The sequence below is a fragment of the [Borrelia] turdi genome, assembly GCF_030439285.2.
GTDB classification, from domain to species: Bacteria; Spirochaetota; Spirochaetia; order Borreliales; family Borreliaceae; genus Borreliella; species Borreliella turdi.
Genome location: NZ_CP124018.1, coordinates 45,899 through 66,623 on the forward strand (window position 1 = coordinate 45,899; position 20,725 = coordinate 66,623).

21 protein-coding genes, 1 tRNA gene, 1 other RNA gene and 1 pseudogene are annotated in these 20,725 nt (G+C 28.4%); 9 read left to right on the forward strand and 15 right to left on the reverse strand.

The window, feature by feature from the left end; all coding sequences use genetic code 11:
• The first annotated feature begins 8 nt into the window (after nt 1–8).
• Nucleotides 9–80 (forward strand) — tRNA-Gly (locus QIA31_RS00760).
• A 73-nt stretch (nt 81–153) separates the two neighbouring features.
• Here QIA31_RS00760 and ssrA read toward each other — a convergent pair.
• Nucleotides 154–515, reverse strand: a transfer-messenger RNA (tmRNA) gene (ssrA, locus tag QIA31_RS00765).
• Nucleotides 516–637: 122 nt separating this feature from the next.
• Here ssrA and QIA31_RS00770 point away from each other — a divergent pair.
• Nucleotides 638–1,312: a queuosine precursor transporter gene (locus QIA31_RS00770; protein WP_301393743.1), complete on the forward strand. Its 675-nt coding sequence runs from the start codon at nt 638–640 to the stop codon at nt 1,310–1,312.
• Between the two features lie 76 nt (nt 1,313–1,388).
• Nucleotides 1,389–2,078 (forward strand): queuosine precursor transporter, encoded by a 690-nt coding sequence (locus QIA31_RS00775; protein WP_301394446.1) that lies wholly within the window; start codon nt 1,389–1,391, stop codon nt 2,076–2,078.
• On the opposite strand, the gene QIA31_RS00780 is transcribed toward QIA31_RS00775, so the two are convergent.
• Nucleotides 2,075–2,731 (reverse strand): TrmH family RNA methyltransferase, encoded by a 657-nt coding sequence (locus QIA31_RS00780; RefSeq protein ID WP_301393746.1) that lies wholly within the window; start codon nt 2,729–2,731, stop codon nt 2,075–2,077. The two genes, QIA31_RS00775 and QIA31_RS00780, sit on opposite strands and share 4 nt — an antisense overlap.
• Before the next feature lie 78 nt (nt 2,732–2,809).
• Between QIA31_RS00780 and ung the strand changes: the two genes are divergently transcribed.
• Nucleotides 2,810–3,481, forward strand: coding sequence for a uracil-DNA glycosylase (gene ung / locus QIA31_RS00785; RefSeq protein WP_301393748.1), 672 nt, complete (start codon nt 2,810–2,812; stop codon nt 3,479–3,481).
• Between the two features lie 105 nt (nt 3,482–3,586).
• Here ung and secG read toward each other — a convergent pair whose 3' ends face one another.
• From secG to trxA, 8 genes are all read right to left on the reverse strand, one after another.
• On the reverse strand, nt 3,587–3,949 hold the full coding sequence (gene secG / locus QIA31_RS00790) for a preprotein translocase subunit SecG (RefSeq protein ID WP_301393749.1): 363 nt from the start codon (nt 3,947–3,949) through the stop codon (nt 3,587–3,589).
• A 15-nt stretch (nt 3,950–3,964) separates the two neighbouring features.
• Nucleotides 3,965–4,726 carry a triose-phosphate isomerase gene (gene tpiA / locus QIA31_RS00795; protein ID WP_301393753.1) on the reverse strand — a complete coding sequence of 254 codons (762 nt, stop codon included), beginning with the start codon at nt 4,724–4,726 and terminating at the stop codon, nt 3,965–3,967.
• A 1-nt stretch (nt 4,727) separates the two neighbouring features.
• The gene (locus QIA31_RS00800) at nt 4,728–5,909 is read right to left on the reverse strand and encodes a phosphoglycerate kinase (protein WP_301393755.1); all 1,182 of its coding nucleotides are present in this window, start codon (nt 5,907–5,909) and stop codon (nt 4,728–4,730) included.
• A 25-nt stretch (nt 5,910–5,934) separates the two neighbouring features.
• Complete coding sequence (gene gap, locus QIA31_RS00805) at nt 5,935–6,942, reverse strand: type I glyceraldehyde-3-phosphate dehydrogenase (protein ID WP_301393758.1); 1,008 nt, start codon at nt 6,940–6,942, stop codon at nt 5,935–5,937.
• A gap of 72 nt (nt 6,943–7,014) precedes the next feature.
• Entirely contained in the window at nt 7,015–8,988 is a 1,974-nt protein-coding gene (locus QIA31_RS00810) for a tetratricopeptide repeat protein (protein ID WP_301393761.1), read from the reverse strand.
• Nucleotides 8,985–9,764, reverse strand: coding sequence for a hemolysin family protein (locus tag QIA31_RS00815; protein ID WP_151060639.1), 780 nt, complete (start codon nt 9,762–9,764; stop codon nt 8,985–8,987). Before QIA31_RS00815 ends, QIA31_RS00810 begins: the two co-directional genes overlap by 4 nt.
• The gene (gene ybeY / locus QIA31_RS00820) at nt 9,765–10,229 is read right to left on the reverse strand and encodes an rRNA maturation RNase YbeY (protein WP_301393763.1); all 465 of its coding nucleotides are present in this window, start codon (nt 10,227–10,229) and stop codon (nt 9,765–9,767) included.
• A gap of 84 nt (nt 10,230–10,313) precedes the next feature.
• A complete protein-coding gene (trxA, locus tag QIA31_RS00825) occupies nt 10,314–10,667 on the reverse strand; it encodes a thioredoxin (protein WP_301393765.1) in 354 nt (117 codons plus the stop codon).
• Nucleotides 10,668–10,741: 74 nt separating this feature from the next.
• On the opposite strand from trxA, the gene QIA31_RS00830 reads away from it, so the two are divergent.
• Nucleotides 10,742–11,458 (forward strand): 16S rRNA (uracil(1498)-N(3))-methyltransferase, encoded by a 717-nt coding sequence (locus QIA31_RS00830; protein ID WP_301393768.1) that lies wholly within the window; start codon nt 10,742–10,744, stop codon nt 11,456–11,458.
• 51 nt (nt 11,459–11,509) lie between these two features.
• On the opposite strand, the gene QIA31_RS00835 is transcribed toward QIA31_RS00830, so the two are convergent.
• Genes QIA31_RS00835 through QIA31_RS00855 form a run of 5 tightly spaced genes read right to left on the reverse strand, consistent with a single transcriptional unit; the run spans nt 11,510 to nt 16,504 of the window.
• The gene (locus QIA31_RS00835) at nt 11,510–12,517 is read right to left on the reverse strand and encodes a PASTA domain-containing protein (protein ID WP_301394447.1); all 1,008 of its coding nucleotides are present in this window, start codon (nt 12,515–12,517) and stop codon (nt 11,510–11,512) included.
• 49 nt (nt 12,518–12,566) lie between these two features.
• Nucleotides 12,567–13,514 (reverse strand): methionyl-tRNA formyltransferase, encoded by a 948-nt coding sequence (gene fmt / locus QIA31_RS00840; RefSeq protein WP_301393770.1) that lies wholly within the window; start codon nt 13,512–13,514, stop codon nt 12,567–12,569.
• A complete protein-coding gene (gene def / locus QIA31_RS00845; RefSeq protein WP_301393773.1) occupies nt 13,511–14,008 on the reverse strand; it encodes a peptide deformylase in 498 nt (165 codons plus the stop codon). The genes fmt and def overlap by 4 nt, the downstream gene beginning before the upstream one ends.
• Nucleotides 14,009–14,042: 34 nt before the next feature.
• Entirely contained in the window at nt 14,043–14,729 is a 687-nt protein-coding gene (locus QIA31_RS00850; RefSeq protein ID WP_301393775.1) for a hypothetical protein, read from the reverse strand.
• Entirely contained in the window at nt 14,726–16,504 is a 1,779-nt protein-coding gene (locus QIA31_RS00855; RefSeq protein WP_301393777.1) for an aminopeptidase P family protein, read from the reverse strand. Before QIA31_RS00855 ends, QIA31_RS00850 begins: the two co-directional genes overlap by 4 nt.
• Nucleotides 16,505–16,625: 121 nt before the next feature.
• On the opposite strand from QIA31_RS00855, the gene QIA31_RS00860 reads away from it, so the two are divergent.
• The 4 genes and pseudogenes from QIA31_RS00860 to QIA31_RS00875 all read left to right on the forward strand — a co-directional run bounded on the left by QIA31_RS00860 (nt 16,626) and on the right by QIA31_RS00875 (nt 20,722).
• The gene (locus QIA31_RS00860; RefSeq protein WP_301385356.1) at nt 16,626–17,516 is read left to right on the forward strand and encodes an HAD family hydrolase; all 891 of its coding nucleotides are present in this window, start codon (nt 16,626–16,628) and stop codon (nt 17,514–17,516) included.
• Nucleotides 17,517–18,755, forward strand: coding sequence for an aminopeptidase (locus tag QIA31_RS00865; RefSeq protein ID WP_301393779.1), 1,239 nt, complete (start codon nt 17,517–17,519; stop codon nt 18,753–18,755).
• Nucleotides 18,756–18,770: 15 nt separating this feature from the next.
• On the forward strand, nt 18,771–19,232 hold the full coding sequence (locus QIA31_RS00870; protein ID WP_151060629.1) for a divergent PAP2 family protein: 462 nt from the start codon (nt 18,771–18,773) through the stop codon (nt 19,230–19,232).
• A gap of 16 nt (nt 19,233–19,248) precedes the next feature.
• Nucleotides 19,249–20,722 (forward strand): annotated as a pseudogene (locus QIA31_RS00875) (hypothetical protein).
• Nucleotides 20,723–20,725: the final 3 nt, after the last annotated feature.

The following is a 20,725-nucleotide window of genomic DNA, read 5'->3' on the forward strand; positions in this document are numbered from 1 at the left end:
ATTGTCTTGCGTCCTTCGTATAATGGCTATTACCTTAGCCTTCCAAGCTAATGATGTCGGTTCGATTCCGATAGGACGCTTTAAATAATAATCACAAAACCTCTAAATTTAGCAATACTTTTTATATTTAAAAGATATACAAAAGAATAAAATAAATGGAGATGGCGGGAATTGAACCCGCGTCCTAAAAACAATACCATAAGCTTCTACAAGCTTATCTAGTATTTTATTAAGCAATATGGTTTGGAAATACTAGCAAACCGCCAAATTGCTCTCAAGTATAAAAGTCCCTAAAAATCAACCTGAAAACATTTTTAAGCAAGCTTCGATGTCAAAAAGAGTATAAGTGAACCTCAAAGCCAAATTCAACAAAACTCTCTGCTAACTTAAGCAGCCATTACAAGGTTTGAGCTTGTAAAGTTATTATTTTTTGCATTTATTTTAGAAGTTTTAAGAGATTCCCTCTGCCTGCAACTTACAATATTAGCATTTTCAGTCAAATCCAAAACATCCCCCCATGCAAGTGCCATTTTACCATAGTTTCAAGAAAACAACAATATTGCATTATTTGCAAAAACTAAACTAAAATTTTATAATAGTAAATCTGATATTACTAATATTACTAAAAGAGAATTGTATGTTTAATGAAATTCTATGGTTCGTTATGCTAATTACTACTTATTCATTTTTGATTATTATATTCCTTTTTTTTAAAAAAAACGGATTATTTGCATGGGTTGCAGTAGCAATTATTATAGCAAACATTCAAGTTTTAAAACAAATTACAATATTTGGAATTAATGCTACATTGGGCAACATTATTTATGCCTCGTCATACATTGCAACAGATATTCTCTCAGAATTTTATGGGAAAAAAACTTCAAAAAAAGCCGTTTATATTGGATTTATTAGTTTTATTGTCTTTGCAGTATTAACAAATGCCCAAATTCACTTTATGTCAAATAGAGGTCAAGAAAATTTTAAAAGCTTAGAAGCTATTTTCTCTTCAATCCCAACTTTACTATTAGCCTCTCTTGTTGCATACCTAGTATCCCAATTAAACGATGTATACCTATATCAGTTTATTAAAAAAAAATTTCCTAGGTTTTTATTTTTCAGAACCAATGGATCAACATTAATAAGCGGCTTAATAGATACAATAATTTTTGTAAGTATAGCAACTTATTTTAAGGTATTTCCAAAGCAAGCTTTCCTAGATATAGTAATTTCCACATACCTAATTAAAGGTTTAGCGGCAATTTTAGGAACACCTTTTATATATTTTGCAAAATATATAAAACTTCAAAAATAAAAAAGTTATTTTATATAAATAAAAAACTTTATCTAAAATAATTAATCTGGTAAAATTAAATGCTATGAATCAGAATATGTTTGATTTAAACTTATGGATAGGGATGCTTCTCTTCACATATATAACATTGGGAATTCTTTACAGATTTTTCGGAAAATCCGGTCTTTTTTGTTTCAATGCAATTATTTCAACAATATCAAATATTATAATATTAAGAAATTTAAAAACATTTGAAATATCTTTAAATTTATCAGGTATTACTTTTTTATCGGCATTATTCTCTTTAAACTTAATAGTAGAAAAATATAACAAAAAAGAGGCAACAAATTCCATAATACTGAGTCTTTTATTAAACATAACTTTTACAATTATGATTAATTTTATGATATTATTTAATCATAATAAATTAGACACTTCGGATATTCATTTTAAAATATTGTTCAATAACTTTACATACATTCTAACAATATTAATTGGAACATATGTGTTTTTTCTATCTCAATATATAAATATCTCACTGTATAATTATTTTAAACAAATAAAAATAAAATCTCTATGGATTATTCATCCTTTATCAAGGCTAATTTCTGGATATATGGCTAATTTACTAGTTTCAATATCTATAAACACAATATTTAAATTCTACCCCGAAACAAAAAATATCGAACTTACAAAAGGTTCTCTAATTATTACATTAACAATAATTACAATTGATACCATTTTTTATCTATTTATAAATTCTTGGAAAAGAATAAGAGAAGTTTAAGAATTAATAAGATTTTCAATAAATTGATAATTTTTAACAACTTGTCTATAGTATTTTAATCTCAAATTTAATTTCTCAGCATCATTTAACAAGTAATCAATACCACTTTTTCTTAGGCGAGTCAATAAAGAATACATAATTATCGCAACAGCTACAGAAATGTTATAGCTTTGAGTAAATCCATACATGGGTATTTTTACATATAAATCGGCAGCTTTCAAGACTCCTTCACTAAGACCTGTTAACTCTGTCCCAAAAAATATTGCCATTTTACTGTTAATTGGAAAATTTTCAAGATTTATTGATTGTTCATTCAAAGATGTAGCCACTATGCTATATCCATTAGACTTTAATCTATCAATTGCAAACTCAGTATTATTGTATTTATTTAAATTTATCCATTGCGAAGACCCTAAAGTAACATCTGGATTTAAGGTGTGCTTATTTTTTTTACTAATAATATGAACATCGCTAAGTCCTAAAATTTCACCTGTCCTAATGGTAGCACTTGCATTTTGAGGCTGAAAAATATCTTCAAGCACAAATGTTAAATAATTGGTGCGACTACTTAATACTCTCTCAATCCTAGCTTTTTTTTCATTTGTAATAAATTTAGATAAAATATCTATTCTTTTTAATACATCATCATCCATAATGAAAATCAAATTTTAAAACAGTAAAGCAGTACTTCATATATTTCAAATACAAACTATTTCTTATATAATACAAAAATGAAAGTAAAAATTGAAGAATCTTGGGAAAAAGTTTTAAACAATGAATTTAACAAGGAATACTTTAAAAAACTTGTGAAATTTATAAAACATGAATATAAAACAAAAAAAGAGAAAATATTTCCTCCTCCAAAACTTATATTTAATGCTTTTAATTCTTTGCCATTTAAAGACATAAAAGTGGTAATAATTGGACAAGATCCATATCATGGAAAAAATCAAGCAAATGGACTTGCTTTTTCTGTAGATTCAGAAATTAAAATTCCCCCGTCTTTGCAAAACATATTTAAAGAAATAGAAAAAAGTTTAAAAATAAAAACCATTCCAAACGGAGATTTAAAAAGATGGGCAATTCAGGGTGTATTTTTAATAAATACAATCCTAACAGTCGAAGAAGGCAAACCCTATTCTCACAAAGCTATTGGATGGGAAATTTTCACAGATGAAGTAATAAAAATAATCTCTAAAAATTTGAAAAACGTTGTATTCATGCTTTGGGGCAATCTAGCAAGAAGTAAAAAAAAACTCATTGATCCATCAAAGCACCTAATTCTTGAAACAAGTCATCCATCTCCATATTCAGCAAACAATGGATTTTTAGGCTCAAATCATTTTAGCAATGCTTTACATTATTTAAAAAAACACAATAAAAATGAAATAAACTTTCAATAAAATCGACAAGCTATGATTTAAAATCACTTCACATAAAAAGGGAACTCTCTACGTAAAATACTTATCATAAGTAAATAGCTTAGCACAACAGTAATCAATTTAATATTATTTTTCTTTCAAACTCTTTTCTTCAACTTCATTAATATTAGTATCTGATTTATTATTATCATTATCCCAAAAAGTTGAACTATTCTTAGTTTCCGTCTTTATATCATCTAAAAAGCTACTATCTGCTCTTCTACTATTCATAAAAGACAACAAAACTACAAAGATAAAAAAGAATGCTATAAAAAATCCAGTAATTTTTACAGCAACACTTGAAGACTTTGCCCCAAAAATAGAAGAACTACCGCCTCCAAAAACACCGCCTATTCCATCACCCTGCTCATCTTGAATTAAAATTAAAAGGATAATAAAAATTGAAACAATAACAAAAATTATAAAAATAAAAAATCTAACTAAATCCAAAACAAACCTCTTTAACTAACGAACGTTATTAATTATAGATAAAAAAGATTCGGCCTTCAAAGATGCTCCACCTATTAACGCACCATCAATATCGGGCTCATTCATAAGTTCTTTTACATTGCTAGAATTAACAGAACCTCCATATTGAATTATAATATTATCTGAAGCTGACTTTGAATAAAGATTCATAATCTCAAGCCTAATTGCCTTATGAATTTCTTCTGCTTCTTCCTTAGTTGCGGTTTTACCCGTTCCAATAGCCCAAACAGGCTCATAGGCTAAAATTATTCTTTTAATATCTGATTCAGAAACGCCATTTAATCCCTTTTTAACTTGACCTAAAACAACATCTAAAGTTTTTCCAGAGCTTCTCTCATCAAGAGTTTCTCCAACACAAAGAATTAAATACTTAAAAGGATGTTTAAGCCCTGCAAGAATCTTTTTATTTATTATTTCATCTGTTTCTGCTAAATACAATCTACATTCAGAATGACCAAGTATAACATATTCTACCCCAAATTCTAAAAGCATTAAAGGTGAAATTTCACCTGTCCTTGCTCCACTCTCCATATAAGACATGTTTTGAGCACCAAGAAGAATATTACTATCCTTAATACATTCTGAAACCTTAGACAACGCCGTGAATGGAGGAGTTATCATTATTACAAAATTATTCTTTAAAGTTTTAACTTCAGTAGCAATTTTTTTTGCAACAATACAAGCCTCTGTACTTGTATAATGCATTTTCCAATTTCCCGCTAAAAATGTTTTTCTCACTTTACTTCTCCAAAACCTTAATGCCTGGCAAGATCCTACCTTCAAGATATTCAAGTGACGCACCACCACCTGTTGAAACATGCGTGATCTTATCAGATAAATTAAATTTATTAACAGCTGCCACAGAATCTCCACCACCAACAATAGTTAAAGCTGAGCAAGATGCTACCATTTCGGCAACCTTTGCAGTTCCTTTTGAAAATAAATCAAATTCAAATACACCAAGAGGGCCATTCCAAATTATAGTTTTGGCAAGCTTTATAACCTTTTCGATTTCATTTAAAGTATTTGCTCCAACATCCATACCTATCTTGTTTTCAGGAATATTAAAGGAATCAATATACTCAGGAGTAGAATTTTTATTAAAATAGTCTGCTACAATGTGATCAAGTGGTAAAATCACTTTAACACCTAACTCCTTTGCTTTATTTAAAAAAGAAGAAGCTATATCAACATATTCAACTTCTAAAAGAGATTTACCTATAGAATATCCTTTGGAATGCAAAAAAGTATAGGCCATTCCACCGCCAATCACAACTACATTTGACTTTGATAAAAGCGATTCCAGTACTGCAATCTTTGAAGAAACCTTAGATCCACCAATAATCGAAACAAATGGCTTTTCAGGATTTTTTAATACTTCTCCAAGAAATTTGTCTTCTTTTTCCATTAAAAATCCACCAACAGATGGCAAATAATTGGAAATCCCTACCGTTGAAGCATGAGCCCTATGAGCTGCACCAAAAGCATCATTTACAAAAACATCTCCATTCTCAGAAAGTTTTTTTGCAAAACTTTTATCGTTTTTCTCCTCTTCTGAATAAAACCTTACATTTTCAAGTAATACAACATCGCCATCTTTCATTTGCAAAGTATTATTTACAATTTCGCTTCCAATACAATCAGAAAGCATCTTAACATCCTGGCCTAAAAGCTCTGACAATCTATTAGCAACGGGTTTAAGAGAATATTTAAGATTCTTTTTGCCCTCTGGTCTACCCAAATGACTTATAAGCACAATCTTAGCTCCTCTTTCTTTTAGATACTCTATTGTGGGCAATGCAGCCTTAATTCTAGTATCATCACTAATGCTCCCCTCTTTTAGGGGAACATTAAAATCACATCTTACTAAGGCTCGCTTGCCTGCAAAACTATTAAAGTCTTTTACTGTTTTTATTGACATTTTATTACCTTACAAGCATTCCTACTTATTTTACCAATTTTTGAGCAAGATCAACTACTCTTGTAGAATATCCAAACTCATTATCATACCATGATAACACCTTTGCAAACCCATTTCCAAGAACCATTGTCTCAAGACCATCAACAATAGAAGAATGAGAATTCCCCTTTATATCTGAAGATACAATTGGATCTTCTGTATACCCCAAAATACCTTTAAGCTCAGGTGTATCTGATGCCTTCTTGAGAACAGAATTGATCTCTTCTTTTGTAACATCTTTTTTTTTGAGTTGAACTGTAAAATCAACAATTGAACCTGTTGGCACAGGCACTCTCATTGAAGTCCCATTCAACTTTCCTTTAAGTTCAGGCAAAACAAGTCCAACTGCTTTTGCAGCACCAGTTGAAGTTGGAATAATAGAAAGTGCAGCAGCCCTTGCTCGTCTAAGGTCAGAGTGAGGAAGATCCAAAATTCTTTGATCATTAGTATAAGCATGAACAGTTGTCATAAGCCCTTGTTCAATTCCAAATGATTCATGAAGTACTTTTGCAAGAGGAGCCAAGCAATTGGTTGTACATGAAGCATTTGATACGGCCTTTAAATCAGAATTAATATCGTGATCATTTACACCAAGAACTATTGTTTTAATCTCATCCTTAGCAGGAACTGTTAAAATAACTTTTTTAGCCCCAGCATAATTGACATGATCAAGATATCCTCCTTTATCACTAGTTGCTGATGAAAAAACACCTGTTGATTCAATTACAACATCAATTCCAAGTTTTGCCCAAGGAAGATTTTTTGGATCTCTCTCTGCAATAATTTTTATTTCTCTTCCATCAACAACAATAGCACCGTCTCTTGATTCAACTTTTTTATTATATACTCCAAAAGTAGAATCATACTTTAAAAGATGTGCAAGCGTTTTAGGATCTGTTAAATCATTTATTGCCACAACATCAATTCCTCTTTCAAAAGCAATCTTAAAAACATTTCTACCAATACGACCAAAACCATTAATAGCCAATTTCATACAAAATCCTCCAATTTTTTGATTTTATTCTTACTAGAATTATTAAATCATAAATCAACAACAAGTGTCAAACTATCTTTTTACAAGCACAGTGACTCCCTCTTGAATATAGTCCTTTAAAAATATAGAAGATTTTATAATACCTCTGGAAATATAATCACTTATATCCTCAATTAAAATCTCTCCTAAAATATCTGATCTTTTGTAAACAATAAAAGAAGAATCTCTAGTGTTGTCACTGTTTAAAGCACCTTCTTTAAGAATCAAAAAAACATCGCCTTTTACAACACCGTTCACTTGGCCAAGATTAATAAGAACATCATTATTTTTAATTTGAAGGATCTTTCCTTTTTTGGGTAAATAATCATGAAAATCTTTAGAAAAGGAATTTAAAACATTGCTTAAATAATTAACACCCCCCACATTGTAAGAAAAAGAACCAACCTTAATCCCTGTTTTCCCCGAAAAAACATTCACTAACAAAGTAGCTGTATTTTTCAAAATATCTACCTTGAAATCAAAAATTAAAAATAAATCCAAATTATTATTTCTTGAGTAAGAAAATCCTTCGGAAAAATTATTAATTAGATAGTCTCTATTTTTATTATAATCAAAATTATAGTTAACTATTTCTATATTTAAATTACGCTCAAGTACCCTTTCAGAGTATCTTAATATCAAATCGTTTGCTCCAAAAAGCTTATTCTCACTTTGAGTAAAAATAGCAATTCTATAAACCATCCTGTCATCATAAAGTTTATTAAAATCGGAAATGCTTTTATATCCATATTTATAAAATAAAGATTTTCTAATATCAAAAGACACAACATCATAAAAATCTAAAATTCTAGAATCCGTAGAATTTCTCTGTTTTACTAAATAAAAAAGCTGCTCATAAGCCATAATATCTAAATTCATAAGCTTATATATTTTTGAAAGCAAAAACCTAGCACTATCATTATCAGGCCAAATATCAACAGCATTTTTTGCATTAAACAATGCTTTATTTAAATTTAAAGATTTAAAAGCTTTAAGCCCTTTATTTTCATAATGCTTAGAAATTTTAACATTGGAATTGTTTTTCAAAAAATTTCTAAAATTAGATACAAAAAAACTCTCATCAAGAGCAATATTATAAAATTCTAAATCTTTTTTAAGATTTTTAGCTCGCTCTAAATTTAAAATAGCCTTTTCAACATTCCCAAATTTTAAGTAAGAATACCCTAATAAATAATAAAGTTCATCAGAATCTTTATTAACCAAAATAGCTTTCTGTAATGCTTCTATTGCATCCTCATATTTAAATTCGTGCAAATAAACAAGCGCAAGCAATCGGTATGCATCAACAACTCCAAAATCTTTATAAGAACTTTCAATTAAAGCCAAATAATTTAAAGCATACTTTTCAGCAAGACCCAAGTTATTAATACTAATATAAAATTCAGCTACTCTTTTATGAAAATCTGGAAAAGATAAAAAATTTACCCTAACTTTATTTATCAAATGCCTAATCTTATCATGCATCCCTAGTCTTTGATAAATATCGATAAGATGTTCAAACGCGCTATAATTATTTTGACTATAATCAAGAATGGATAAATAATAATTAGCAGCTGCTATGAATAATCCGTTTTTTTCAAAAATTGAAGCAAGTCCAACCAAAGCATCAATATTATTTCTCTGTTTAACTAAAACCTCAGAATATATTTTTTTTGCTTGATCAATTTTATTATTTTTTAATAATATATTTGCATAAAGAATTTTATACTCAATGTCTTCGTTAGACATTTTATAGGCTTTCTCTATGAAAAATTGTGCTTGGGCATATATTTTAAGAGAATAATAAATTGATGCAATAAATTTATAAGCTTCATAATAATTGGGATTAATTTTTATAGCCTCAAAAAGCTCATCAATAGCATCATAATACCTTTTAGATAAATAATACTCATTAGCCTTTTGATAATGCCCCAATGCTGTAGTATCACTGCCCAATAAAACACTAAAATTAAAAAGGAATAATATAAAAAATCGATTAAAATTCATAAACCTTCCTTCTCGGAAATCTTTATTACCTTAATATTTCTTTGATGCATATTTTTAATCGAAAAAACCAAATTGTTGTATTCCACCTTTTCATTTTTCAAAGGAATCCTCCCAAAAAGATCATAAACGAAACCCCCAAGAGTATCAAAGTCTCCATTTGGCAAATTTAAATTAAGCTTCTCATTTAAATCCTCTATTAAAATTCTTGCATCACAAAGATAAGACCCATCATCAAGGCGAACTATTTCATCAAGCTCATTGTCAAATTCATCCTGAATATCGCCCACTATCTCTTCAAGAATATCCTCAAGAGTTACAAGCCCCGAAACCCCGCCATACTCATCAACTACAATTGCAATATGAACATGATTTTCTTGAAATTCTTTTAAAAGAGAGTCTGTTTTTTTGCTTTCAGGAACAAACATAACTTTTCGCATAATATCTTTTAAATCTATTTGGTAGAAATCTTTTTTACACATATGCACTAGCACGTCTCTTGTATGAATTATTCCAATAATATTGTCAATAGTACCATGATAAACGGGAAATCTTGAATGACTACTAGATGTCACAACCTTTAAAAGCTCATCCTTACTCTTAGCATAATCAACAAATATAACCCCTATCCTGGGAATCATAATCTCTTTTACAATAGTCTCTTTAAGGGCATTGAAATTTTTTATCAAAGAAGTTTCAATATTCGACTTATCTTCAAGATCATTTTTTGGGTTTCCTTTTTTCTTCTTTTTGTTTTTAAAATTAAAAAATCCCAACATCTAAAATACCCTTTTATTTTTTCTTAAGACACTTTCTTGAAGAATCAACATGTTTTCCTTTTGAAAATCATTAGTTTCATGCTTATATCCCATTAAATGTAAAATTCCATGAATAGTAACACGTTGAAGTTCTTCATAAATTTCAACATTAAATTCTTGAGCACTAAATTTTAAATATTCAAAAGATATTATAATGTCTCCTTGTATTTTATAATTTTTATTATCAACAAAATCTTCGTTAACTTCATTATCATTATAATTAAAAGAAAGAACATCGGTTGGCTCGTTCTTGTTTCTAAATTTATTGTTCAATTTTTGTATATAAATATTATCACAAAGAATAACTGAAAGTTCAAAATCACTAATAGAAAGAGTATTTAAAACAGATAAAATAAAATCATAAAAAACACCGCAATGCTCAAATTTAATATTTTCTACCAATAAATTCAAATCAGATTTGGACAAATTAACTATACCTTCGAATAACCCATATACAACTCACAAATATGCATTAATTGCTATAGCAATTAAATTATTTTATTTAGTAAACTAAAAACCAAAAAAATCCTTAATTATATTTTCAAAAGCATTTTCTTGTAAAAAGCCAACAGAAACCTTTGGCTTGCCATCAACAGGAATAAAAAGAATAGTTGGAAGACTTTTCACTCCAAAAACGGAAGAAATATCTTGTTCTTTATCTGTATCTACTTTGTAAAAATCAATACTATTCTCGTACTTTTTAGAAAGTTTTTCAAAAATTGGAGAAAGCATTTTACATGGACCACACCAATTGGCATAAAAATCAATTATTGCTGGCCTCTTACCTTTAAAACTCCATTCTATATTGTTCTTATAATCAAAAACTTTGGCAACAAAATCTTCTTTGGTTAAAGAAATAGCCATATATTCTACATTGCCCCCCTATCGACTTAAAATTATATCACAAATACAATATTAATAATAAGGAATTATAAAAAATGAATCTAATGTTAATAACTTCTAATGAATTTAAAACAGGAATTTCACTCAATGACACTAGAGCAGAACATCTTGTTAAAATCTTAAAATTAAAAGATAACGACAAATTTAAATTTGGTATTCTTGGAAAAAAGAATATTTATCATTGCATTTACAAAAAAGATAAAAAACTATTTTTCAAGAAAATCTTTAAAATAGGAGAATCTAATAAGCTTAAAAAATTAAATGTGCTAATTGGGATGATAAGACCAATTGTTGCCAAAAGAATTATAAAAGAACTTGCTAGCATTGGAATATACGAAATAATTTTTTTTAACACTGAACTTACTGAAAAATCATATTTAAATTCTAAAATCTTTAAAAACAATGATTACGAAAAATATTTAATAGCCGGAGCAATGCAAGGAGGAGTAACATACTTGCCAAAAATAAAAATTATTAAAAATTTGAAAGACAGTCTTAAATATATTAAACAAGAAAATTTTGAAATAAAAATATTACTTGAAAAAAATAGCAAAAAAAAATTAATTGATATAGAACAAGCAAACAATGCGGCTATTATTGTGGGACCCGAAAGAGGATTTACAGAAAAAGAAAAACAATTAATAATGCAATATAATTTTTCCCCTTATAGCACATCTTCAAACATTCTAAGAACAGAAACAGTAATAATAGCTGCATCCATTATTGTTGTATCGAAACTAATTAATATATGACTTTATGTTAGAAATTTTTTTATTAATTTAAATCAATACGTTTAAACATAATCAATTTATAACTGTTTGGTTTATAAGCTTATCATAAATATAAAGTTCAATCATAGATCCTTTGTGAACCTCATAGGGCAACTTAATTAATCCTCCTTTTGACTTAAAAGAATAAATCAGAGAATTTTCACCATCCAAACCTTTTAACCTAACAGATATATCAACATAAGATGGATGTTGTCTTAATTTATAAGTCAAAATTCCAAAAACAATTTTATTGTCAACCTTGGGCTTTGCAATAGTAATTAAAATCTTATCCGATTCATTTATTTTAGTTTCAGGCGGAATAGACTGAAAAACAATATTTCCAAAATCGCCCGTATTTACCAAATTAATGTCAAAACTAATCCCATCATTTAAAAGAGAGGCAATCGCATCTTTATAATAAATCCCAATATAATTTTTAACATGTTTGCCCAAACGATCTTTACCCTTGCTAATTAAAAATTGGAGATCTGTTAAACTTGATATTTGACTACCTGGTGATGGATTTTGGCGAATTATTATTCCTTTTGGCAATTCACTCTCAACCTCAAGAGGTTTAACAATGTGGTAAAGTAATTTAGAATTGCTAAAAGAATTAGCCTTTAAATTAATTAAAACATCGTCAATGTTTTTGCCAATAAAACTATCAACTCTGTTTATTATAGCCCCTTTGCTAATAAAAATTATAACCTTATTGTTATGTCTTAAAACGGTTCCTGGTTTTGGCCCCTGCTCTATCACTTTTCCTTTGTCAAGAGCACTTGAAGAAAATTTAAACTCAATGTGGGGAATTAATTCTTTTCTCTGTAATTCAATAATAGCATCTTCAAGGGTAAGAGAATAAAGATTTGGGACAACTACAATCTCCTTATTTTCTAAAACCATAAAAAAAATTGCAAAAGAAATAATTAAAGATCCAAAAATAACTAAAAGCAATGCTCTGATTGTAGCTTTTGGCAAAATTAATATTTCGTTATTACAATTTTTGCAACTCTGAGTCAAATCTAATTTATTTTTAAACAATTCTTCTTTATTAGAAAATTTATTTTCCAAATTGTCATTATTATTTAAACTAATATATTCCCCCTATTGAAGAAAACACTTGTCCTATTAGTTGTCTACTCCCATTATAAAAAGACTTAAAATCCAAAACCCTTCTTCCAGGCCTTTGGACTTCTAAAAGTAAAAGAATCCCCTTCCCAGTATTAACAAATAATCCTCTTTTAGAATCAAAATCAACAATTTCTCCTATTTTTTTTTCTTTATATAAATCTATTTTCAAAAAATCAGCACGATGAAAAATAATGTCGCTATAATCAAGACTAGCCCTTACAAGTGGCCAAGGATTGCATGCATTAATTCTGTTTTTAATCTCAAATGCACTTAAATTAAAGTCTATAAATCCCGATTCTTTTTTAAAAAAAGAACAAAAAGTGGCTTCACTTGCTTTTTGAGGAATTCCCAAAAATCCCTTACTAATTTTTTCCAAAGCCTCTAAAACAAGAGCGGGACTAAGGCTAGATACAAGATTTGAAATATCATAACTTGTATCGCAAGATCTTATTTTAAAATTTCTTTGCACTAAAATATTGCCACTATCCATTTCCAAGGCCATACTCTGAATAGTAATACCGCTAACACAATCACCATTTAAAATTGCAGATTGAATCGGAGAAACACCTCTATATTTGGGCAAAAGAGAAGGATGAACATTAATACACCCCTTTGGGAAAATATCTAAAAATTCTTTTTTAAATATCTTGCCATAAGAAAAAACTAACATTAAATCTGGATTCAAATCTCTAATTGAATTTAAAATATTGTCATCAAGAATCAAGGGGTCAAAAACTTTAATATTTTTAGCAATAGCTTGCACCTTTATTACATTTTGACTTAACTTTTGACCCCTGCCTTTAGGCTTATCAGGCAAGGTCAAAACTCCCACCACCTCATAATGCTTTACAATCTCTTTAAAAACTTCTAAGGCAATAGAAGAAGAACTTGCAAAAAATATTTTCATTTCGCCTTAAGCCCTCTTTCCCTCATATAAGGTTTTAACAATTTATTTTTTATTTTTTCTTCGTAATAATCAATAAAAAGAATTCCATTTAAATGGTCCATTTCATGTTGAATAATTCTTGCCAAAAAATCGGAATTTTCTATAGTAAAAGATTTTCCATTCTCGTCATAAAAACTTATCACAATAGCTTTAGGCCTCATTAAATCATAATAAACTCCCGGAATACTTAAACATCCTTCTTTGTAAGAGCTAAGCTCATAAGAAGTCTCTGTGATTAAAGGATTAATAAAAACCAAGGGCCTTGCCATTTTATTCTCTCTAACTACAAAAAGTGACAAATCAAGGCCTACCTGGGGAGCAGCAAGTCCAACTCCACCACTAATATCCATTAATTTTATCATCTTTTTTGCATAATCTCTAATCTTGCTATCAATATTAGCAATTTGTTTTGTCTTAACGCGAAGCAAATCATTAGGATAAAATACCATTTCCATAAAAATTTCATTCCCCTTTCAAACAAAAAAAGACTTATTTTATTTTTCCAAAAAGCTTCCACTCCTCATTTCCCAATAATGAAAAATAAATATTACCAATTCTAGACTTGGGAATAGCATAAAGCTTGTTTTCATCAATATCTTTAAAAACTAGAAATTCTTTAAGATCTGTATCAAAAAGAACAAGCTTCCTGTCTTTACCATTAAGCTTCAATCGCCAATCTCCTTTTAATGTTTTATAAAAAAAGGTCCCCTCATCAATAGTGTTAATTTCATAACTTTTTTTCTTTTTTAAAGCACTTGTTGATTTTATAGTCCCCATAACATAGTTTAAAAAATCTTTATCAAATTGAATACTATTTAAAACAGTTCCCACATAAGCCGCCCTTATTTGTTCATTCTTAGAATCAACAAAAAAAATAGTTGGACTTTTTTGCAGATTAATTTTATTAAAAATTTCATTATCCTTATCGATAACCAAAAAAACATTTTTCTTAGTTATTGTGTGAATAATTTCATCATCTCTAAAAGAATTTAAAAAAGCTTTTATTAGATTTTCTTTAATATCTTTACCAACCAAAATTAAAACATTTTTATTTAATTTTTGAGCTTTTTTAATTGCAATCTCATAAGAACTCTCAAAAATAATATCTTCAGACAAAGAAAACAGATCTAAAAATCCTTGATTTAAAATCATTAAAAATACAATTATAAATCTCATATTTTACTTGTCAGCTTTGCTAAAAATTCTAACTCCTTTTCACTATCAAAATGCTCTTTTAAAGCTGAAAATACAAATTCATGATAATTATTAATATAATTTAACTCATCTTCTGAGAGCATTTCTTTTGCTATTAATTCTTTTTCAAAAGGAACAAGGGTTAAATTCTCAAACTCCAAAAAAGCTCCAAAGTCATTTGCAAAAGCTTGCTTTACAAAAACTAAATTTTCAATCCTTATCCCATGACTAGATGTTCGATAAAGACCGGGCTCAATTGAAACCACTTCAGATCCTTTAAAAGGATATCTAGAATTAGGACTAATCGAAACTGGAAGTTCATGAACATTAAGAAAAAACCCAACACCATGCCCAGTACCATGAATAAAATTCAATTCATTCTTTAAAAGAGGCAATCTACAAATTCCATCAAGAAAAGCTCCCGAAGATCCATATGGAAATTTTAAAGAAGCAAGGCTAATGAAGGCCTTAATAACCAAAGTATAGTCATACCTTTCTTCACTAGAAGCATCACCTATTAAAAAAACTCTTGTAACGTCTGTAGTTCCAAGTCCAAAATATGAACCCCCAGAATCAATCAAAAGAAGACCCTTTGTATTTATTTTTTTACCTCTTTTGGGCTTATAATGCGGAAGAGCTCCATTTTCCCTAAAACCAACTATTGAGTCAAAACTAGAATCAAAAAAATCTTTATTCAATTTCCTAAAATGCAAAAGCATATCAGCAATATCTATTTCATCTAATTTAGCCAGTTCATCCTTGCTTAAACTTTTGAATTTACATAAAAATTTAATCAAGCCAATAGCATCAATAACATGCGCTTCTTTAATTTTAAGAAGTTCATAATCGGTTTTTACTGCCTTAAAATCACCTATAATACTCTCTCCAAAAATGATATTCTTCTCACCAAGAACTTTTAAAACCCTAGCATTGGTATAAAATGAAACAAAAAATTTACCTTCATGTTTTATTTGCCCCAGAAAACAATAAAAATTATCGTAAGGCTCTATTTCAAAATTTTCCATTTCAAGTGCTTCTTTAACGCTTGAATCAAGTTTTCTTGTATCAATAAAAAGAACATTTTTTCGACCTTTATTCCTAGATATTAAAAGAAACGAATAAAATAATGCTGACTTTTTAACGTCTGATCCTCTTAAATTCAAGATCCAGGCAATCTCATCAAGAGCAGTAATAACATAAAAATCTGCTAAATTCTTCTCTAAGGTTAAATAAATAGATTTAATTTTTTCAGCTCTTTTATTATTCTTCTCAGCATCAATCAATTCAACTATATTTCCAAACTCAAGCTGAGGCCTAAATTCCCAAATTAAATCAATTAAATCTTGATTTAAAATCTTGATATGTGTATTTTTGCATTTTTCACACAACTCTTTATAAAACTTTATAGTAATCTCATCAGAGTAAATTCCAAGCTTTAATCCTTGAAGATTTAAATTTATATACGTAAAAACATCAGGATATCCTTTTATTCCAAGCTTTATTAATGCAACTTCACTCCCCTTAAGTTCTTGATCAGCTTGTAAAAAATATCTGCCATCCGTGAAAAGAACAGCCTTGGATAATGTTACTATTACTGTGCCAAAGCTACCAGAAAAGCCTGTAATAAACTTACGAGTACTATACCTTTCATGAGAATATTCACTAAAATGAGGATCATAACCTGATACCAAATAAGCATCAACTCCATTTTCCCTCATATGATCTCTAAGTAAAGCCAATCTTTTATTAATATCCAAAATCAATCCCCTTTATATAACCTCATTAATACCAGTATACCAAATAATTATCAATTTAAAAAAAATTTTTATTTGATATATGATATAATTTAGCTTGAAACTAACTCCTAAAGGATAAAATATGAAAAATATTAAAGCGGTTGCTTCTGATCTTGATGGAACTCTTTTGCTATCAAAAAGCTATATAGGAGCCTTTACAGAACTTGTAATTAAAAAATTAACAAAAGAAAAAAAGAAATTCATAATAGCAACAGGAAGAAGCAAGAATGAAATCATCCAAATTACAAAAAAAATAGATCGATTGCAAGTTTCATTTTTCATTACATTAAACGGAGCAAAAGTTTACAATCAAGAATGGAAATTAATAAAAAGTCATAATTTATCTCCTAAAGTAGTAAAAAAGATTTTAAAATTAAGAGATAATAAATTTAGTCATATACCTCATTTTTTACATAAAGCAGATCAATACGACGACCAATTAAATATTGACATGAAGACTAAAATTGCAATCGATCAATGCCAAAAATCTAGAAAAGAATCCGATTTTTTCAGACATGAAATAGTCAGTCCAGCCAATAAAATCCAAGAAATTAAAGACTTTAGTGAACTTGAAAATTTTGAAAATGTTGCAAAAATAATATTAGCCGGTAAAGAAGAAAGCCTAATAGAATATGAGGCAATGATTTTAGATAAATACAAAGGAGAAATAAATGCGTATCTTTCTACTCCAAACTCACTAGAAATTGTAGATCATAAAGTCTCAAAAGGAAATGCATTAAAAGAAGTTCTTAAAACTATAAATATTGATTTAAGCGAAACCGTGGCTTTTGGCGATGGATTTAATGATACTGATATGCTAGAAAATGTAAAAAAGGGATTACTAATGGGAAATGCAAATTATAGATTAAAAGAAATGCTGCCTTACTTAGAAGTAATAGGAACAAATGATGAAGAAGCTGTTGCAAATTACATTAATGAGAACATTTTAGAAAGCCCTATTCAGGAGGAATAAATGGAGAAAGATTTAATAAAATATGCAGAACTTATAATTTTAAAGGGAATTAATTTACAAAAAAATCAATGTGTTTTAATTCAGGGTTCAATCGAAAATTACAATTTTTTGAAAATATTAGCAAAAAAAGCTTATGAACATGGGGCTAAGTATGTCAAGCTAAATATTAAAGACACTGACATTTTAAAATCAAGATTAAAATTCTCACAAGAGCAAAGCTTAGAATTTATTCCAAATTCAGAAAAAAGCTTTTTAGAAGAAATGGTTCAAGATAAATGGGCAAGAATAAACGTTGATGATACAGAAAATTTTGAAGACTTAAAAGATAAAATTGGTCAAAAAATGTCAATTTATCAAAAAGCTTTAAATCTAGCAAGCAAAACCTTATCTCAAGCAATAATGAGCAATGAAATAGCTTGGTGTGTTGTTTGTTCGCCAGGCCCAAAATGGGCTTCCAAAGTTTTAAATAAAAAAGAAGAAAATAAAACCTTAGAAGAATTTTTCAAAATACAAAAGGAAATATTGCTACTTGATAGAGAAAATCCAATAAAAGAATGGGAATCCCATGGAGAAAAACTTCACAAAAGATGCAAAATATTAAATACCCTCAACCTAGAAAAGGTAATTTTTAAAACTGAAAAAACAAACCTAGAGGTATATCTACTTGAAACTTCCCTATGGACAGGCGGAAGCGAAAAAGTCAAAGGAACAGAAATAGAATTCAATGCAAATATGCCAACAGAAGAAGTATTTACAACTCCAAACTATAAAAAAACAAAAGGAATTGTGTATGCCACCCGCCCTGTCATGGTGCTTGGAACATTAATATATGGAATATGGTTAAAATTTGAAAATGGAAAAGTTGTTGACTTTGGCTGTAATGATGAGAAGCAAAAAGAAATATTAAAATCGCACATCGAAACCGATATTCAAGCAAAATATATAGGAGAAGTAGCACTGGTTGACAATAGCTCCCCTATTTATCAAAGCAATCTTATTTTTTACAGCACATTATACGATGAAAATGCAAGTTGCCACATAGCTCTGGGAGCTGCATATCCATCTTGTTTGAGTAATGAAAAAGATTTGAAAACCGACACAGACAAACTAACTTATGGATGCAACGTCTCGTTAATACATACAGATTTAATGATTGGAAGCGATGACTTAAATGTCATTGGTGTAGACAAAAATGGAAAAGAATACATGATAATAAAAGCTGGAAAATTCGCAATATAAAAAGGAGGTTCAATAATGATAGAGGCATTGCTTACCAATGATCTTTTTTTATCTTGTCTTGTATCAGGAATTTCTGCTCAAGTAATTAAATATGGTATCCAAACCGTAAAAACAAGAAAGTTAAAACTAACTCCAGCACATCTTTTAAAAAAAATTTTCCTAGAAACAGGTGGCATGCCAAGCAGCCATTCATCAACAGTCACTGCTCTTTCAACCTCAATTGCAATAACTGAAGGGATAGGTACAAATTTTATAATAGCTCTTGCTTTTGCCCTTATTACAATAAGGGATTCTTTCGGAGTAAGATATATGTCTGGGGTTCAGGCAGAATATTTGAATGCACTATCAGAAAAATTAAAAAAAGAAATAAAAATTGACACAACAAAAATAAAAGTAGTCAAAGGACATAAAAAAAAAGAGGTTCTAACAGGCATAATAATAGGAATAGTCTCTGCATATATTGTGTGCTATTTATAAGCATAGGGAAAAATAAATGGTGCGCTTTTTAAGTTTTTTATGTTTAATTGCAATAATGCCACTTATCAATTCCTGCGATGTAGCTCAATTTGGAGATTACAGGCCCTTATACTTTACAAATGAGACCGAGCTAAAAACTGCCCATGAGTATATAAGTTCACTAGGATACAAAACAATCTCAGAATACACAACAAAAATCGACATTTTAGATTTTCCCGAAAATAAAAAAATCACAATAAATGAAACAAATAAACTTAACAATCTTGACCTAAGGAAAAATATATTTTTAAAAAAACTCCCCAATCTTTTCAACATAGAAAATAAAAAACTTCTTTATGTTGAAAACAGATTCAAAGCTATAAATTTAAAAAAACTAAAAAAAGAACTCAACATTAATGTTGAAATGCATTCTCTTGACTACAAAACAAAAATTAATTTTATTTCAAGCATAATATTTCTAATCATAGCAATTTTATTAATTTTTTTAGACCCAGCAAACTCTATATTTACTTTAATTTTTCTATTAATCTCATCCCTTACTTTTATAATAAGCAAAGAAATAATATATTTTTATCCATTTACAATTCTCTTTTATTTGTTATTTTCAATAATCAATAATTTTAACAAAAAATATAATAAAATATATTTAAAAGAAATCAATTTTTTAACACTAATAACAAAAATAAAACACTTATTATTTTTCTTTATATTCACAACTCTATATTTCATTACAATCATAACCTTTTTTACTACAAATATTGATCCCACTTTTATTGCCTTTGTTGCAACAACAACCCTTTGCATTTTCCTAATTTTTAGCTGGATCAAAACAGAAAGCAATTTTAAAGATACATTCTTATTCCCAATCGAAATTAAAGAGAAAAGAAAAGAAGAAAAAAAAACTTTAAAATTAAAAATAGCAATACATTTACTACTATTTACGCTCTCATTAATGCCATTCGCTTATTCAAGCTACATGCTAAATTCTTATAAAAACATCAACTACCTTTACAGTAAAAAATTAAATTATTTTGATTATTTAAATCCTAATAATATTTATATAATGCTAGGATATAACAAAGATATCCCCAATATTATAGGATACCTATCGCACATTCTTTATCAAAACGAACTAAAATACAACATTACAGCTAAATATGGAAAAATTCCTAAAAATATAAAAGAAAATTACTTTGAAATAAAAACTGACAAGATAAAGATTAATCCTAAAACTGTTTACAAATTAGACAAATCATTTATTGATGAAGCTCTTAACAAAGAGCTTGCAAGCCTATTTTTAAAAAATAAAACCCCAATCTTAATATATAAAGAAAAAAAAAATAATATCGACATAGATAAAAAAAATAACAAAATACTATTCTTGCTCTCTTTGCCTTTCTTCTTATTGCTATTCTTATTTAAAGCAATAAGATTTACAATTCTTTTAAACATAAATGAAAAAACCTATAAAAAAATATATTCAAGGATAAACA

What these genes read in the sequence shown, in the direction of transcription:
- trxA (WP_301393765.1), bottom strand. Translation starts at nt 10,667, where the DNA reads ATGGCTATTTCTTTAACCAAAGAAGATTTTGTTGCCAAAGTTTTTGAT.
- QIA31_RS00830 (WP_301393768.1), top strand. Translation starts at nt 10,742, where the DNA reads ATGAATCTAATGTTAATAACTTCTAATGAATTTAAAACAGGAATTTCA.
- QIA31_RS00815 (WP_151060639.1), bottom strand. Translation starts at nt 9,764, where the DNA reads ATGTTGGGATTTTTTAATTTTAAAAACAAAAAGAAGAAAAAAGGAAAC.
- QIA31_RS00800 (WP_301393755.1), bottom strand. Translation starts at nt 5,909, where the DNA reads ATGTCAATAAAAACAGTAAAAGACTTTAATAGTTTTGCAGGCAAGCGA.
- QIA31_RS00870 (WP_151060629.1), top strand. Translation starts at nt 18,771, where the DNA reads ATGATAGAGGCATTGCTTACCAATGATCTTTTTTTATCTTGTCTTGTA.
- def (WP_301393773.1), bottom strand. Translation starts at nt 14,008, where the DNA reads ATGGAAATGGTATTTTATCCTAATGATTTGCTTCGCGTTAAGACAAAA.
- ung (WP_301393748.1), top strand. Translation starts at nt 2,810, where the DNA reads ATGAAAGTAAAAATTGAAGAATCTTGGGAAAAAGTTTTAAACAATGAA.
- QIA31_RS00775 (WP_301394446.1), top strand. Translation starts at nt 1,389, where the DNA reads ATGTTTGATTTAAACTTATGGATAGGGATGCTTCTCTTCACATATATA.
- QIA31_RS00780 (WP_301393746.1), bottom strand. Translation starts at nt 2,731, where the DNA reads ATGGATGATGATGTATTAAAAAGAATAGATATTTTATCTAAATTTATT.
- QIA31_RS00865 (WP_301393779.1), top strand. Translation starts at nt 17,517, where the DNA reads ATGGAGAAAGATTTAATAAAATATGCAGAACTTATAATTTTAAAGGGA.
- QIA31_RS00810 (WP_301393761.1), bottom strand. Translation starts at nt 8,988, where the DNA reads ATGAATTTTAATCGATTTTTTATATTATTCCTTTTTAATTTTAGTGTT.
- fmt (WP_301393770.1), bottom strand. Translation starts at nt 13,514, where the DNA reads ATGAAAATATTTTTTGCAAGTTCTTCTTCTATTGCCTTAGAAGTTTTT.
- QIA31_RS00860 (WP_301385356.1), top strand. Translation starts at nt 16,626, where the DNA reads ATGAAAAATATTAAAGCGGTTGCTTCTGATCTTGATGGAACTCTTTTG.
- QIA31_RS00770 (WP_301393743.1), top strand. Translation starts at nt 638, where the DNA reads ATGTTTAATGAAATTCTATGGTTCGTTATGCTAATTACTACTTATTCA.
- QIA31_RS00850 (WP_301393775.1), bottom strand. Translation starts at nt 14,729, where the DNA reads ATGAGATTTATAATTGTATTTTTAATGATTTTAAATCAAGGATTTTTA.
- gap (WP_301393758.1), bottom strand. Translation starts at nt 6,942, where the DNA reads ATGAAATTGGCTATTAATGGTTTTGGTCGTATTGGTAGAAATGTTTTT.